At 60.9% G+C, this 14,154-nt stretch carries 15 protein-coding genes; 5 read left to right on the top strand and 10 right to left on the bottom strand.

Annotated elements, in window-relative coordinates; genetic code table 11:
* Nucleotides 1-3: 3 nt before the first annotated feature.
* Nucleotides 4-729 carry a 4'-phosphopantetheinyl transferase family protein gene (locus PSCI_RS02095; protein WP_045482189.1) on the bottom strand — a complete coding sequence of 242 codons (726 nt, stop codon included), beginning with the start codon at nucleotides 727-729 and terminating at the stop codon, nucleotides 4-6.
* A gap of 96 nt (nucleotides 730-825) precedes the next feature.
* Nucleotides 826-1,614 carry a dienelactone hydrolase family protein gene (locus PSCI_RS02090; protein WP_045482186.1) on the bottom strand — a complete coding sequence of 263 codons (789 nt, stop codon included), beginning with the start codon at nucleotides 1,612-1,614 and terminating at the stop codon, nucleotides 826-828.
* 227 nt (nucleotides 1,615-1,841) lie between these two features.
* Between PSCI_RS02090 and PSCI_RS02085 the strand changes: the two genes are divergently transcribed.
* The 3 genes from PSCI_RS02085 (at nucleotide 1,842) to PSCI_RS02075 (ending at nucleotide 5,624) form a co-directional block, all read left to right on the top strand.
* A complete protein-coding gene (locus tag PSCI_RS02085; protein ID WP_045482183.1) occupies nucleotides 1,842-2,519 on the top strand; it encodes a response regulator in 678 nt (225 codons plus the stop codon).
* Nucleotides 2,516-3,862: an ATP-binding protein gene (locus PSCI_RS02080; protein ID WP_045482180.1), complete on the top strand. Its 1,347-nt coding sequence runs from the start codon at nucleotides 2,516-2,518 to the stop codon at nucleotides 3,860-3,862. The genes PSCI_RS02085 and PSCI_RS02080 overlap by 4 nt, the downstream gene beginning before the upstream one ends.
* A 415-nt stretch (nucleotides 3,863-4,277) precedes the next feature.
* On the top strand, nucleotides 4,278-5,624 hold the full coding sequence (locus PSCI_RS02075; protein WP_045482177.1) for a dicarboxylate/amino acid:cation symporter: 1,347 nt from the start codon (nucleotides 4,278-4,280) through the stop codon (nucleotides 5,622-5,624).
* A gap of 58 nt (nucleotides 5,625-5,682) precedes the next feature.
* On the opposite strand, the gene PSCI_RS02070 is transcribed toward PSCI_RS02075, so the two are convergent.
* Together PSCI_RS02070 and PSCI_RS02065 are read right to left on the bottom strand one after the other, a co-directional pair.
* Nucleotides 5,683-6,177 carry a SprT family zinc-dependent metalloprotease gene (locus tag PSCI_RS02070; protein ID WP_045482174.1) on the bottom strand — a complete coding sequence of 165 codons (495 nt, stop codon included), beginning with the start codon at nucleotides 6,175-6,177 and terminating at the stop codon, nucleotides 5,683-5,685.
* Nucleotides 6,178-6,273: 96 nt separating this feature from the next.
* Entirely contained in the window at nucleotides 6,274-6,873 is a 600-nt protein-coding gene (locus tag PSCI_RS02065; RefSeq protein WP_045482171.1) for a Yip1 family protein, read from the bottom strand.
* 269 nt (nucleotides 6,874-7,142) lie between these two features.
* Between PSCI_RS02065 and ttcA the strand changes: the two genes are divergently transcribed.
* On the top strand, nucleotides 7,143-7,967 hold the full coding sequence (ttcA, locus tag PSCI_RS02060; RefSeq protein ID WP_045482168.1) for a tRNA 2-thiocytidine(32) synthetase TtcA: 825 nt from the start codon (nucleotides 7,143-7,145) through the stop codon (nucleotides 7,965-7,967).
* Nucleotides 7,968-7,973: 6 nt separating this feature from the next.
* On the opposite strand, the gene PSCI_RS02055 is transcribed toward ttcA, so the two are convergent.
* Genes PSCI_RS02055 through arsC form a run of 3 tightly spaced genes read right to left on the bottom strand, consistent with a single transcriptional unit; the run spans nucleotide 7,974 to nucleotide 9,632 of the window.
* Complete coding sequence (locus PSCI_RS02055) at nucleotides 7,974-8,645, bottom strand: DNA-3-methyladenine glycosylase I (RefSeq protein ID WP_045482165.1); 672 nt, start codon at nucleotides 8,643-8,645, stop codon at nucleotides 7,974-7,976.
* A gap of 37 nt (nucleotides 8,646-8,682) precedes the next feature.
* Nucleotides 8,683-9,282: an NAD(P)H:quinone oxidoreductase gene (gene wrbA, locus PSCI_RS02050; RefSeq protein WP_045482162.1), complete on the bottom strand. Its 600-nt coding sequence runs from the start codon at nucleotides 9,280-9,282 to the stop codon at nucleotides 8,683-8,685.
* A complete protein-coding gene (arsC, locus tag PSCI_RS02045) occupies nucleotides 9,279-9,632 on the bottom strand; it encodes an arsenate reductase (glutaredoxin) (protein WP_045482160.1) in 354 nt (117 codons plus the stop codon). Before arsC ends, wrbA begins: the two co-directional genes overlap by 4 nt.
* Before the next feature lie 129 nt (nucleotides 9,633-9,761).
* Here arsC and PSCI_RS02040 point away from each other — a divergent pair, with 129 nt between their 5' ends.
* Nucleotides 9,762-10,229 carry a TlpA family protein disulfide reductase gene (locus PSCI_RS02040; protein ID WP_045482158.1) on the top strand — a complete coding sequence of 156 codons (468 nt, stop codon included), beginning with the start codon at nucleotides 9,762-9,764 and terminating at the stop codon, nucleotides 10,227-10,229.
* A 13-nt stretch (nucleotides 10,230-10,242) separates the two neighbouring features.
* Here the strand turns inward: PSCI_RS02040 and PSCI_RS02035 are convergent, their stop codons facing one another.
* The 3 genes from PSCI_RS02035 to PSCI_RS02025 are packed head-to-tail and all read right to left on the bottom strand — an operon-like array spanning nucleotide 10,243 to nucleotide 13,878.
* Nucleotides 10,243-10,644 (bottom strand): META domain-containing protein, encoded by a 402-nt coding sequence (locus tag PSCI_RS02035; protein WP_045493696.1) that lies wholly within the window; start codon nucleotides 10,642-10,644, stop codon nucleotides 10,243-10,245.
* Nucleotides 10,641-11,078, bottom strand: coding sequence for a hypothetical protein (locus PSCI_RS02030; protein WP_045482155.1), 438 nt, complete (start codon nucleotides 11,076-11,078; stop codon nucleotides 10,641-10,643). The genes PSCI_RS02035 and PSCI_RS02030 overlap by 4 nt, the downstream gene beginning before the upstream one ends.
* A 46-nt stretch (nucleotides 11,079-11,124) precedes the next feature.
* The gene (locus tag PSCI_RS02025) at nucleotides 11,125-13,878 is read right to left on the bottom strand and encodes a response regulator (protein ID WP_045482152.1); all 2,754 of its coding nucleotides are present in this window, start codon (nucleotides 13,876-13,878) and stop codon (nucleotides 11,125-11,127) included.
* Nucleotides 13,879-14,154: the final 276 nt, after the last annotated feature.

The raw sequence follows: 14,154 nt of genomic DNA, 5'->3' as shown, positions 1-14,154 counted from the left end.
CCTTCACGCCGCCACGGCCACCAGACTCAGCAGATGGTCGTCATGCAGGCAAAATTGCCCCTGCAGCACTGCACCGTGCTGCCATTGTTCCGACAGGTCGCACAGCAGACCGAGACGCACCCGGCCGTCAATCGACCAGTCCAGTACCTGCGCATCTTCGAAGTAGAAGCGTTTGCCAACCAGCGGATACAGCGCCTTGAACAACGCCTCCTTGATCGAAAAGGTCAGGGTCACGCACAGCGCCAGTTGCTCCTCTGGCAACTGTTGCAGACGGGCCAGTTCGTCTGCGGTAAGGATTTCTCCGGCCAGGCGGCTGGCGCGCTCATGGCTGAGCAGGCTTTCTGCATCCAGGCCCAGGCCGCGCCAGTGCGTGCGCGGTGCAACGATGGCCGCTGCCCAGCCGGTGCTGTGGGTGATCGAACCACAGACATCGGCAGGCCAGACCGGTGCGCGGTCCTCGCCGATGGCGGGCACATAGAGACGCCGGTCAAGCTGCTGCAAGGCCTGACGGGCACACAGGCGCCCGGCGAGAAATTCAGCCTGACGCTTGGCCACCGAACGCTGGATGCTGGCCGGTGGCTCGATATTGCACAGTGACCAGTCGCTGGGGGCGAGTTGCTGCGGGTCGAATGATCCGCTAATTAATACCACCCCTGAGAGCGCTTCCGGCAGAGGCCAGTGCAGCGTGAGATCAGGGCAGCAGGCGGGGAGGGGCAGATGTGCAGTCATGGTCTTGTGTCGTCGGTTACGGGCGTAGGAGCGGCTTTAGCCGCGAATGGAATATGGCCATTCGCGGCTAAAGCCGCTCCTACGGTGTTGGGGCTATCAGCCAAAAATCTTCTTGAAGAACGTCTGCATGTCGGCCCACGAGCTTTGGTCGGCGGCTTTGTTATAGCCAATGTCCGGCCCGCCATGCTCACCGTGGCTCAGGCGGTCCGCGTCAGGATTGGTGAAACCGTGTTTGGCGCCTTCGATGCTGACGAACTTGTAGTCGGCCTTGGCCGCGTCCATTTCCTGTTTGAAGGCCGCGACCTGTTCGGCGGTGACCATGCTGTCGCTGGCGCCATGTTCCACCAGCATGGGAACTTTGATGCCTGGCTTGGCCGGGCTCTGGGTGGCCAGGGCGCCGTGGAAGCTCACCACGCCCGCCAGCGGTTCACCACGGCGGGCGGCGTCCAGCACCACCTTGCCGCCGAAGCAGTAGCCAATGGCGGCAATTTTGGCCGGGTTGGTCTGCGGCTGTTTCTTGAGTTGCTCAAGGCCGGCGTCGAAGCGCTTGCTGGAGGCGTCGCTGTCTTTGAGCGCGGCCTGCATGAATGCCAGGGCGTCCTTGGGGTGTTCGGTGTTCTTGCCATCGCCATACATGTCGATGGCCAGCGCGCTGTAGCCCAGTTGCGCCAAGTCGCGGGCGCGGCGCTTGGCATAGTCGTTCAGCCCCCACCATTCGTGGACCACCAGAACGCCTGGGCGCTGGCCAGTGATCGCGTCATCGTAAGCGTAGTAGCCGACCAGTTGCGTACCGTCAGCACTCTGGTAATTGATCTGCTCGGTCTTTACCGCCGCCTGCGCCAGCCCGGCCAGGCCCATCAAGGTCAACGCAATCCAGACACGCATGGGCAATTCCTTTTCTGCAAGAGTGGGGGAGCACACAGCCTAGCCGATTTGCCCGTTCAGGTGTGTCATGGGTGTGCCGCAGGTGTTCAGTCGGGGTTCAGCGCTGGCCTATTACCGTAGTCGCAGCAAGGTCGTTATGATGCCTGCCATGGAACCGGCGGTTACCGGGTGATCATGACGATCGCCGTTTTTTGTCCTGAGGGTGCAGCCGCATCCGGGAGAGCTGCATGAAGTTGTTGGTGGTCGAGGATGAGGCGCTGTTGCGCCATCACTTGTATACGCGCCTGAGCGAGGCCGGACACGTGGTGGAAGCGGTGGCCAATGCCGAGGAGGCGCTGTATCAGGTCGGGCAATTCAATCATGACCTGGCGATTATCGATCTGGGCCTGCCGGGCCTGGGCGGGCTGGATCTGATTCGTCAGTTGCGCACCCTGGGCAAGGCCTTTCCGATCCTGATCCTCACCGCGCGTGGCAACTGGCAGGACAAGGTCGAAGGGCTGGCTGCCGGCGCCGATGATTATGTGGTCAAACCCTTCCAGTTCGAAGAGCTGGAGGCGCGGCTCAATGCGCTGTTGCGGCGCTCCAGCGGTTTTATCCAGTCGACCATCACCGCCGGCCCCTTGCTGCTTGACCTCAATCGCAAGCAGGCCACCCTGCAAGAGCAGCCGCTGGCGCTGACGGCCTACGAATACCGCATCCTGGAATACCTGATGCTCCATCACCAGCAGGTGGTGCCCAAAGAGCGTTTGATGGAGCAGCTGTACCCTGACGATGATGAGCGCGATCCGAACGTGATCGAAGTGCTGGTCGGCCGCCTGCGCCGCAAGCTCGACACCGCCGCCGCGTTCAAACCCATCGAAACCGTGCGCGGCATGGGCTATCTGTTCACTGAGCGCTGCACATGATCCGTTCGCTGCGCCTGCGCTTGATGCTGGGGGCAGCGACCCTCGCGGTCATTTTCATGTTGTTGATGCTGCCGGCATTGCAAAGCGCCTTTAGCCTGGCGCTGCGTGGCGCCATCGAGCAGCGCCTGGCTGCCGATGTGACCACCATGATTTCCGCCGCGCGGGTCGAGAGCGGCGGTTTGATGATGCCTTCTTTATTGCCGGGCGAGCAGTTCAACCTGCCGGGCAGCCGTCTGCACGGCTATATCTTCAACCGTCAGGGCCAACTGGTCTGGCGTTCGCTGGCCAGTGAGGGCGAAGATCTCGATTACCGCCCTGAATATGACGGCCTGGGCAGCAAGTTCAACCGGATCAAGACCGACAACGGCAACGAGTTTTTCGTCTACGACGTGGAAATCCGTCTGTTGGGCGGGCGTAATGCGGCGTTCAGCATCGTCGCCGTGCAGCCGTTGCACGGCTACCAGGAAACCGTTGGCCAATTGCGCAAAAAGCTTTATCTGGGCTTCGGTGGCGCCCTGATCGTACTGCTTGGCCTGCTATGGCTGGGCCTGACCTGGGGCCTGAAGGCGCTCAAAGGCGTCAGCCGCGAGCTTGACCAGGTGGAAGCCGGCGAGCGGGAAAGCCTCAGCGAGAACCACCCCAGTGAACTGCTGCGCCTGACCGGCTCGCTCAACCGCCTGTTACGCAGCGAGCGTGAACAGCGGATTCGTTATCGCGACTCGCTGGGTGATCTGGCCCATAGCCTCAAAACACCGTTGACCGTCTTGCAGGGCGTCAGCGAAACCATTGCCAAGCGCCCGCAAGACCTTGAGCAGGCGCGGGTGCTGCAAACCCAGATCGAACGCATGAGCCAGCAGATCGGCTACCAGTTGCAGCGTGCCAGCCTGCGCAAGAGCGGTCTGGTCCGGCATTACGTCGCACTGCGGCCGGTGGTCGAGAGCCTGTGCAACACCTTGCAGAAGGTTTACCGCGACAAAACGGTCAATGTCACCTTGCACTTGCCGGAGCGCTGCCAGGTGCCCATGGAAGAGGCTGCCCTGATGGAGCTGCTCGGCAACCTGCTGGAGAACGCCTACCGGCTGTGCCTGGGCGAGGTGCGTATCAGTTTCATGGCACTGGAGTCTGGCGACGAACTGTGTGTTGAAGATGACGGCCCCGGTGTGCCAGCCAGCCAGCGCGCGCGCATTCTGCAACGCGGCGAGCGCCTGGACCGGCAGAACCCCGGGCAGGGCATTGGTCTTGCGGTGGTCAAGGACATCATCGAAAGCTACAGCGCACAATTGACCCTGGATGAGTCGCCGTTGGGCGGTGCGCTGTTTCGCATTCACTTCACCGCCGAGTGACTGGCGTATTTCCGCCAACGCTGGCATGGCAGGCCCACCGGCACTGGCCGCTCAGGCAGGCCGCGCCACAGGCAGATTGCGCTTGTCGGCCAGCAGGGCGCTGACGGGCGTGCAGCGCTAAAGCGTGCTGCTCAGGGCGCAGGCGGATACCCGCCACTGTTAAGCCGTCAACCTCTAAAACAGGCGGAAATCCGCCACCCATTTTTCTCAAGAGCATCTAGTGTCAATGCTGAGCGCCTTGTCTGGCGCGGGTTCTGCGGTAAATAACCGAACGTGGCACGGCCATTGCTATACAACCGGCAGAGGCCTGCTACGCGCAGCTCGACACAACAAATCCCTCCAGTGCAGGAGGGTTAGCGCTTTATAGGCAACACGCGCACCGGATAGTGCCGTGAAGCCCTTGAGGATAACTACAATGACGACTCGTCAGCCTATCTACAAAACCCTGTACTTCCAGGTCATCGTGGCCATCGTGATCGGTATCCTGATCGGTCACTTCTACCCGCAGACCGGCGAAGCCTTGAAGCCGCTGGGTGATGGCTTCATCAAACTGATCAAGATGGTCATCGCGCCCATCATCTTCTGTACTGTAGTGAGCGGCATCGCCGGCATGCAGAACATGAAGTCGATCGGCAAGACTGGCGGTTACGCGCTGCTGTATTTCGAAATCGTTTCGACCCTGGCCCTGATCATCGGCCTGGTCGTCGTCAACGTGGTCAAACCGGGCGTTGGCATGAACATCGACCCGACCACTCTGGACGCTTCCAAGATCGCCGCCTATGTAACGGCGAGTAAGGACCAGAGCATCGTTGGTTTCATCCTCAACGTGATTCCGAACACCATCGTCGGCGCCTTCGCCAACGGCGACATCCTGCAAGTGCTGATGTTCTCGGTGATCTTCGGTTTCGCCCTGCATCGCCTGGGTGCTTACGGTCGTCCGGTACTGGACTTCATCGATCGCTTCGCACACGTGATGTTCAACATCATCAACATGATCATGAAGCTGGCGCCTATCGGTGCGTTCGGTGCCATGGCCTTCACCATCGGTAAATACGGTGTCGGCACCCTGGTTCAGCTCGGTCAGTTGATGCTGTGCTTCTACATCACCTGCTTCCTGTTCGTGATGCTGGTCCTGGGCGGTATCTGCCGTGCCCACGGTTTCACCATCTCCAGGGTGATTCGCTACATCCGTGAAGAGCTGCTGATCGTACTGGGTACTTCCTCGTCGGAATCGGCCCTGCCACGTATGCTGATCAAGATGGAGCGCCTGGGTGCACAGAAGTCGGTCGTGGGTCTGGTTATCCCGACTGGCTACTCGTTCAACCTGGACGGCACCTCGATCTACCTGACCATGGCTGCTGTGTTCATCGCTCAGGCGACCAACACCGAAATGGACATCACCCACCAGATCACCCTGCTGCTGGTGCTGCTGCTGTCCTCCAAAGGTGCTGCTGGTGTGACCGGTAGTGGCTTCATCGTGTTGGCTGCAACCCTGTCGGCCGTAGGCCACCTGCCGGTTGCCGGTCTGGCGCTGATCCTGGGTATCGACCGCTTCATGTCCGAAGCCCGCGCCCTGACCAACCTGGTGGGTAACGCGGTTGCCACTCTGGTTGTTGCCAAGTGGGTCGGCGAGCTGGACAACGACAAACTGCAATCCGAGCTGGCCTCGGGCGGTTCGGCAATCATCGAAACCCGTCATGAAGATGACCTGGGTGTCGCTGAAGGCCCGGCTCCGGTGAGCACCACCAAGCCAACCGTCTGATCATCGATCGGATCTGAAAAAGCCCATCTTCGGATGGGCTTTTTCGTTGCTGCCGGTTCTATTCAATGCGGGTCTCGCCGCTGAACACCAGGGTCTGACGACAACGGCGACACAGGTAGCGGCGGCCCTGGACCACCATGCGATGGCGCTGTGCTGTGAATGCAAAATCGCTCTGCGGGCATGGGCAGCGGTAGATGTAACGGGTCACCTGCCGCCGCTCCACCGCATAGGTATGGCAGCGGTTGGGCGGTAGCTCATACACGCCGCGCATGATCAGTTGCCATTCCTCCCCATGGGGCTGGATCTTGCTGCCAAACAACTGATGAGCGATCAGGTGAGCCACTTCATGAGGGACGGTCTGGCGCAGGAAGTCTTCGCGGTTTTCCTGGTACAGCTGAGGGTTGAAGCGCAGCAGGTTTTCCTGCAGATGGGCAACCCCGGCCTTCTGCCCGCGCAGCTTGAAACTCACCAAGGGGCGCTTGAACGGACGTTTGAAAAAGGCTTCGGCTTTTTGATAACAGGCTTCTACGTGGGACTTCAGTAGCTCGGGCATGCGTGACGACTCTCCAGTGGCGCCCAGTATGCCGCAAGGCGGGCGCCGACTGAAAATCCCGACACTGGCTACTCGTCGGGAGGGTTACGCTGACTGTCAGGTCGTATATTGCGGCCCGGCGCCCAGCCCCCAGAGCACCACGGTAAAGGCCATGATCGCCACCAGCACCACCAGGCCTACCGACAGGATGGAACTGGAAAACATGAAGCCCTCTTCGGCCGAGACGTTCATGAACGTTGGCAGGCCGCTGTACAGCAGATACACCGTGTAGCTGATCGCTGCAGTGCCCACTATCAGTCCCAGCCACAGGTGCGGATAAAGCGCTGCCACGCCGCCAATGAACAGCGGTGTCGCGGTGTAGGTGGCAAACGCGATACAGCGCGCCAGGCTCGGGTCGGCATCATAGGTACGAGCCATCCAGTGGATGAAACCGCCCATGATCGCCACGCCGGCCAACAGGGTCAGGTAAGACATCATTGCCATGCCCAAGGCGCTGGCCTGAGTGAGCATGACCGGCGCACGCTCGCCGATCGTCCAGCCGACCTGCGTGGTGCCGATATAGGCGCATAACGGTGGGATCACCGCCAATAGCAGGGTGTGAGTGAGATAGATATGACGAATGCTTTCGTCTTCTGTGCGGATTTGTTGCCACTCACGCTCCGGATGGGTGAACAGACCCCAGACATGATTGATCACGGTGTCCTCCTCGCAGTTATCGCCTGTAGTGGCATGGCGCCGCCAACCACCTGATTCAGGCCTCACATTAAAAGTATAGAAGTGCCGCACAGCCGGTGCGCTGCTGCTTAGAGCGATTGGTGATCTGCAACACGTCGTTAATGCCATGCATGGAGGTTCAATGATGCTGACGATGTGCGTAAAATGTCGGCCCTTTCGGCGGTCTTGCGCGACATTTTCCTTGTTCAGGCCCCTTTGTAGAAACCTTGCCAGCGGAAACCACCAGCATCATGGGCACTCTTTCAGTCAATCAGAACAAACTGCAGAAACGCCTGCGTCGGCTGGCCGGCGAGGCTGTCAGCGATTACAACATGATCGAGGACGGCGACAAGGTCATGGTCTGTCTGTCCGGCGGCAAGGACAGCTACACCATGCTCGACGTGCTGATGCACCTGCAGAAGGTGGCGCCGATCAAGTTCGATATCGTCGCGGTGAACATGGACCAGAAGCAGCCCGGCTTTCCCGAGCATGTGTTGCCGGCTTACCTGGAAACCCTGGGCATCGAGTATCACATTGTCGAGAAAGACACCTACTCGGTGGTCAAGGAACTGGTGCCGGAGGGCAAAACCACCTGCTCGCTGTGCTCGCGCCTGCGTCGCGGCACGCTGTACACCTTTGCCGATGAAATCGGCGCGACCAAGATGGCTTTGGGGCATCACCGCGACGACATCGTCGAGACCTTCTTCCTCAACATGTTCTTCAATGCCTCGCTCAAGGCCATGCCGCCCAAGCTGCGCTCCGACGACGGCCGTAATGTGGTGATCCGCCCTCTGGCTTACTGCCATGAGAAGGACATCCAGGCCTATTCGAACTTCAAGGGCTTCCCGATCATCCCGTGCAACCTGTGTGGTTCTCAGGAAAACCTGCAACGCCAGGTGGTCAAGGACATGCTTCAGGATTGGGAGCGCAAGACCCCGGGCCGGGTCGAGAACATCTTCCGTGCCCTGCAGAACGTTCAGCCTTCGCAACTGGCCGACCGCAACCTGTTCGACTTCAGCAGCCTGCGCATGGACGAAAGCGCGGCGTCGCGCTTCGTCAATGTGGTCAACCTCTGAGCCGACTCAGTGGTTGACGGTATAGGCCAGCATCGCTGACAGCTGACACAGTGGCCGACCACTCTCGGCCTGCCACTGGTTGAATGCGGCCTGGACAATGGCCATGTCGCGTTTGCTGGACGGCACCTTGTCGACAATGTTTTGCGCATTGAGGGCGGCGACCACGTCGTTGCTCGGCACGAAGGTGTCCTTGCCGATCATGCGCAGAAAGCGCGGCGCCGACAAACCTCCCATCTGGCTGCCATGCTTGCTCAGGTACTGCCACAGCCCGGTAATGTCCTCCACCGGCCACTGGGCGATAAAGTTGCCGAAGCTGCCGTGCTCTTGAGCGATATCCAGTACCAATTGGGCATTGCGTGGCACGCTTTTGAGCTTGCCGAGGTGGCGAATGATGCGTGTGTCCTGCATCAGCCGCTCCAGATGGTCGGCGCCCATCAGCACCACCTTTTCCGGGTCAAAACCGAAAAACACCTGCTCAAAGGCCGGCCACTTGGCATCGACCAGGCTGTGCTTGAGCCCGGCGCGAAACACCCGCAGGGCCAGGGTCGACAGGTAGCGGTCATCGCCGATGGCCTTTAATTGCTCTGGCGTTCTGGGCTGCGGCAATTGCGCCTCAAGCGCCTTGGCCGAGCCAAAGCGGTTCAGGCAATACTCATGGAGCCATTTGTAGTCTTGCATTCGAACTCCAGGCTTATAGATTTGCGGGTTTGGCCTTCTACGCCGCGCCCAGCAACGACGCGGTCCGCGCCAGACGTTGGCCCAGGGCGCGGCACAGTTCGATCTCGTGTTTGTCCAGCGGACGTTTGCCGTCGGGGCCGGCGTGATGGCTGGCGCCGTACGGTGTGCCGCCACCGGCGGTTTCCAGCAGCGCCGACTCGCTGTAGGGCAGGCCGGTGATCAGCATGCCGTGGTGCAGCAGCGGCAGCAGCATCGACATCAAAGTGGTTTCCTGGCCGCCGTGCAGGCTGGCGGTGGAGGTAAACACACTGGCGGGTTTGCCGACCAGCGCACCGGTCAGCCACAGATTGCTGGTGCCGTCGAGAAAGTACTTGAGCGGCGCAGCCATGTTGCCGAAGCGCGTCGGGCTGCCGAGGGCCAGGCCTGCGCACTGTTTGAGATCGTCCAGAGTGGCATAAGGCGCGCCGCTTTCCGGGATATCCGGGGCGCTGGCTTCGCAGTCGGCCGACACCGCCGGTACGGTGCGCAGCCGGGCTTCCAGGCCGCCCATCTCGATACCGCGGGCAATTTGCCGGGCCATCTCGCTGGTCGAACCATTACGGCTGTAGAACAACACCAGAATGTAAGGTGCACTCACGGCAGCAACTCCAGCAGCTTTTCGGTGGGGCGACCAATTGCCGCACGATCACCGGCGACCAGAATCGGTCGTTCGATCAATTTCGGGTGGCTGGCCATGGCGCCAATCAACTGCTCATCGCTCAACGCCGGGTCGGCCAGGTTCAGCTCCTTGTATTCGTCTTCACCGCTGCGCAGCAGCTGGCGCGGGGCGATTCCCAGCTTGCCGAGCAGGTCGCGCAACTGCGCTGCATCGGGCGGGGTTTGCAAATAAAGGACTACTTCAGGAGTCAGGCCGCGGGCTTGCAGCAGCTCCAGCGCCGCGCGGGATTTTGAGCAGCGCGGGTTGTGATAAAGCTTCAGATCAGTCATTTGCGGGTCGCATCTTGTAGAGTGTGGCGCGTATTCTAACTGCGCGGTGTGCTGGATCGACATATACAGTGCCGATTGCACGCATCAAGTGTCATATGAGTTTGGTTTGACGAAAGAAGGAAAGTTTCGATGGCAAGGCGATTAGTGGCAACGTTGGCACTGCTCGGCAGTATCTTGCTCAGTGGTTGTGGTGTGGACCTGGGCACTGACCAGAATGGTCAGAAAGTGACCAGTGAGCGCATCGACAAGCACTGGCTGGTGATCAATTACTGGGCTGAATGGTGCGGGCCGTGTCGGGTCGAAATCCCGGAACTGAACCACCTGGCCGAACAGCTCAAGGACCAGAAGGTCACCGTATTGGGGGTCAACTTCGATAACCTGCAAGGCGATGAGCTGAAAAAGGCTTCCGATGCATTGGGCATCAAGTTCACCGTACTGGCTCAGGACCCGGCCGAGCGCTATGAATTCCCGCCTGCCGAAGCCCTGCCGGTGACCTACATCATCGATGACAAAGGCAAACTGCGTGAGCAGTTGCTGGGCGAACAGACCGCCGCCGGCCTGACCGCCAAACTCAAGGCGCTGCGCGGCGAGGGCTGACGCTGCTGCGCGGTTATTCTTGCCAGAACCGCAGCGGTTTGCCCTCTGCCGGCCACAACCGCAACTGGTTGATCGGCGAGATATCCCAGCGCTGCACTTTGGGCAAGGTTTCGAGAAAGCGCTGTTCCTGCTCCATCAGCGCTTCGACGCACAGTTTGCGGGTCTTGCCGATCCGCTCGAAGCTGATCAGTTGGCCTTGCAGCGTGTAGGCGGCGAACCAGTGGTTGCAACCGGCGTTGCCATACGCCCGACCGTCAGCGCCCAGGGTCATGGTCATGCGGCTGCGATCAACCAGCGGGCGCTCGCCGATCCACTCCAGCACGTAACTCTGCTCCTGCTGAATCAGCACTGGCTCACTGGCACAGCCGGTCAGCAGCAAGGCACCGATCAGGCTTGCTAACCCTCGGCGTTTCATGCCGGCTGGGCCTGGCATTTACGGCAGGTGTGTTTGTCGCCGTCAGTCTTCCAGCCCAGTTCGGCGATGCGCGCAACGGCCGCCGGTTTCTGAGCCTTGGTGCCCAGTTTGCTTTCCACCGAAAACTCGAACTTCAGCTCGCTGTTGCAGCTGTCGCAATGCACCGCCCACTCATGGATCGCCAGTTCGTCGAACACTGGGCCGTTGGCCACCGCGACCCACTGGCCGGGCGGGTTGATCAGGTGGCGGACCTTTTCCACTGTCAGGCGCATGTACAGGCTCTTGCTGCCTTTAAGGGTGACCAGCAGTTGGTCGTCGCCTTGAATCGAGCCGCCGTTACCGGTGACCTGGTAGCGGCCGGGTGCCAGAGTGCGGCACTCGGTGAGGGTGTGTTGCGGGTTGAGCATGCTGTAGCGAAAATCGTGTTCGGCCATGAGTCCTCCAAAATGCCCGCTATGGTATCAGGCTAAGCGCGTGCGCTCACGCGGTGACTCGCGCTTCGGTCGCCAGGCGGGCAATGGCTTTGTCGAGGTCGTCCAGGGCGTCACTGGCCTGCGGGGCATTTTGCTTGAGCAGGGTCTCTGCCCGCTGGCAGGCGGCGCGTAGCTGCGGCACGCCGCAGTAGCGGGTCGCACCATGCAGCCTGTGGATGCGCTCGATCATCGCCTGGATATCCGCAGCGCTGCGGGCCGTGCGAATCGCTTCGCGATCGGCGTCCAGCGAGGCCAGCAACATGGCCAGCATGTCGGCGGCCAGGTCAGCTTTGCCGGCCGCCAGGCGCAGGCCTTCTTCCGGGTCCAGAACCAGCGGCCCGACATGACTCTGCTCGGCGTCCAGTGGCGACTCTGGCACCGGCGTACGCAGCGCCAGACCGGTCCACTTGAGCACCACCTGAGCCAGTTGCCGCTCGCTGATCGGCTTGGTCAGGTAGTCGTCCATACCGCTTTGCAGCAACGAGCGTTTCTCGTTGGCCATGGCGTGGGCGGTGAGGGCCACAATCGGCATCGGGCTGTTCTGCCGCTCTTCTTCCCAGTCACGAATTGTCTCGGTGGCCTGGCGACCATCCATGCCGGGCATCTGCACGTCCATCAGCACCAGGTCGAAGCTCTGTTCCTGCACGGCCTGGACGGCGGCGTAGCCACTGTCCACCGCCACCACCTTGGCGCCCATGTCTTCCAGCAGGGTCTGTACCAGTAACAGGTTGGCAGGGTTATCGTCCACACAGAGGATGCGGGGTGCCCGGCTGGGCAACTGAATACTGTTTTCAGTACGGATTGCGCGCGGGGCAATCAACTCTGACAGCCCGCGACGCAGCTTGCGGTCACAGGCAGGCTTGGCCTGCAACTGGGTATATACATCCGGGACTGACTGCTGGAACAGCAACTGCTCGGTGGTCGGGCACAGCACCAGCACCTTGCAGTCGAGGTTTTCCAGCTCCCAGATTGACTGGCGCAGACGTTCCGGAGGCATCTCGTAGCTGGTCACGCCGATCACTGCCAGCTCAATGCGCGCTGGCGTTTCATGGGCGACCGTCACACCGTTGATCAGGCTTTCCAGGTTCTTGAACAGCAGTGGCTCCAGGCCGCAATCCTCTAGCTGATGCTCCAGTGCCTGACGCGCCAGCTCATGGTGTTCCAGAACCGCCACCCGCACGCCTTGCAGCGGTTGCGGCATCGGGTCTTCGGAGTCGTCGCGGGCCTTGGGCAGTTTCAGGCTGATCCAGAACTCCGAGCCGACGCCAGGGGTGCTGTCTACCCCGATCTCGCCGCCCATCTGCTCGATCAGGCGTTTTGAAATCACCAGCCCCAGACCGGTGCCGCCTGGCTGGCGCGACAGCGAATTGTCGGCCTGGCTGAAGGCCTGGAACAGCGCGCGCAGGTCCTGGCTGGACAGCCCGACTCCGGTGTCCTGGACGCTGATGCGCAGTTGCGCGCTGTCTTCGGTCTCTTCTTCGACCATGGCGCGGGCAACAATGGTGCCTTCGCGGGTGAACTTGATCGCGTTGCTCACCAGGTTGGTGAGAATCTGTTTGAGGCGCAGCGGGTCGCCGATCAGGGCCGCCGGCGTGTCGCGGTACACCAGGCTGACCAGTTCCAGCTGCTTGGCATGCGCCGCCGGAGCGAGAATGGTCAAGGTGTCTTGCAACAGGTCGCGCAGGTTGAAGGCGATGGTGTCGAGGACCAGCTTGCCGGCCTCGATCTTGGAGAAGTCGAGAATCTCGTTGATGATGCTCAACAGGCTGTCGGCGGACTTTTCGATGGTGTTGAGGTAGTCGATCTGACGTGGCGTCAGTTCGCTTTTCTGCAATAGATGTGTAAAACCGACGATGCCATTGAGCGGCGTACGGATTTCATGGCTCATGTTGGCCAGAAACTCCGACTTGATACGGCTTGCCTCCAGCGCCTCTTTGCGCGCCAGGTCCAGTTCGATGTTTTGAATCTCGATGGTTTCGAGGTTCAGGCGCACGTCTTCGGTCGCCTGATCGATGCTCTGCTGCAGTTCTTCGCGGGCATTTTGCAGCGTCGAGGCCATGCGGTTGATGCCCGACGCCAGTTCGTCGAGCTCATGGCTGCCCAGTGGCGGCAGGCGGGTTTCCAGATGACCTTCCTTGAGCAGGCTGACCGCATGCTTGATGCGCCCCAGCGGCTGGTTGATGCTGCGGCTCATGCGCAGCGCCAGTGCGGCGGTGACGCCCAGCCCGAGGAGGATCAGCAGCAGGCTGGCGAACAGGCTGCGATAGCCGCGCAACAGCGTGCCGTTATGGGAAATCTCCAGTTCGACCCAGCCCAGCAGACGGTCGGCCTCTTCAGGGATGACAGCGCTGGTCAGATGCCGCTGGTTGCCGAACACCGGCAATAGATAGCGGGTGGCATCGCTGCCGGTGCGATTGAGCAATTGGGTGCCCTGACCGGTGGGCGCGGGATTGATCATGCTCGGGCCGGCATGCGCCAGTGCATTACGATCGGCATCCAGGAACGTCACCGAGCGCACGTCGTCTTCTTCCAGCGACTGGGTGGCGATGCGGCTGAGAATGGCTTTGTCTTTATGCCCCAGCGCGGTAGCGGCCAGCGGTACCAGTTGGCGGGTGATCATTTCGCCGCGCACCAGTAGCTGGCTTTGCAGCTCGTACAACTGCATCCATGTGAAATAGCCGCCCAGCACCACAGCCATCAGGCTGGTGGGCAAAATGGTCAACAGCAGAACCCGGCTCTTGATACCCAGCTTGGTCAGCACACACGCTCTCCTGCAACCCGGAAGGTGTCCCGGAAGGTCCTTTATTTGTCACCCCTGAACAGTGACACACCAGTGTAGCCATTGGCTGCCAGACATATTACATCCTTAACTGCCTGCGGCGGCGCACGGCGTCACCATCCCCGGTGGCAGGGGCAATCAGCCGCCCGTTGGTCATTGTGGAGCGGCCTTGGCATTATTGACAGGCTCGGCGCGAGCGCAACGGGCTGGGCAGCCGCACGCCAGCAGCGCAGCCCGCCAGGCAAGGGGTGCCGGCAA

Source organism: Pseudomonas sp. StFLB209 (genome assembly GCF_000829415.1).
In the GTDB taxonomy this organism is placed as follows: domain Bacteria; phylum Pseudomonadota; class Gammaproteobacteria; order Pseudomonadales; family Pseudomonadaceae; genus Aquipseudomonas.
This window is presented reverse-complemented; position numbering and strand designations above follow the sequence as displayed.

Bases quoted from the DNA above. Each gene is read 5' to 3' on its own strand.
- PSCI_RS02095 (WP_045482189.1), bottom strand. From the start codon at position 729: ATGACTGCACATCTGCCCCTCCCCGCCTGCTGCCCTGATCTCACGCTG.
- PSCI_RS02090 (WP_045482186.1), bottom strand. From the start codon at position 1,614: ATGCGTGTCTGGATTGCGTTGACCTTGATGGGCCTGGCCGGGCTGGCG.
- PSCI_RS02085 (WP_045482183.1), top strand. From the start codon at position 1,842: ATGAAGTTGTTGGTGGTCGAGGATGAGGCGCTGTTGCGCCATCACTTG.
- PSCI_RS02080 (WP_045482180.1), top strand. From the start codon at position 2,516: ATGATCCGTTCGCTGCGCCTGCGCTTGATGCTGGGGGCAGCGACCCTC.
- PSCI_RS02075 (WP_045482177.1), top strand. From the start codon at position 4,278: ATGACGACTCGTCAGCCTATCTACAAAACCCTGTACTTCCAGGTCATC.
- PSCI_RS02070 (WP_045482174.1), bottom strand. From the start codon at position 6,177: ATGCCCGAGCTACTGAAGTCCCACGTAGAAGCCTGTTATCAAAAAGCC.
- ttcA (WP_045482168.1), top strand. From the start codon at position 7,143: ATGGGCACTCTTTCAGTCAATCAGAACAAACTGCAGAAACGCCTGCGT.
- PSCI_RS02055 (WP_045482165.1), bottom strand. From the start codon at position 8,645: ATGCAAGACTACAAATGGCTCCATGAGTATTGCCTGAACCGCTTTGGC.
- arsC (WP_045482160.1), bottom strand. From the start codon at position 9,632: ATGACTGATCTGAAGCTTTATCACAACCCGCGCTGCTCAAAATCCCGC.
- PSCI_RS02040 (WP_045482158.1), top strand. From the start codon at position 9,762: ATGGCAAGGCGATTAGTGGCAACGTTGGCACTGCTCGGCAGTATCTTG.
- PSCI_RS02035 (WP_045493696.1), bottom strand. From the start codon at position 10,644: ATGAAACGCCGAGGGTTAGCAAGCCTGATCGGTGCCTTGCTGCTGACC.
- PSCI_RS02030 (WP_045482155.1), bottom strand. From the start codon at position 11,078: ATGGCCGAACACGATTTTCGCTACAGCATGCTCAACCCGCAACACACC.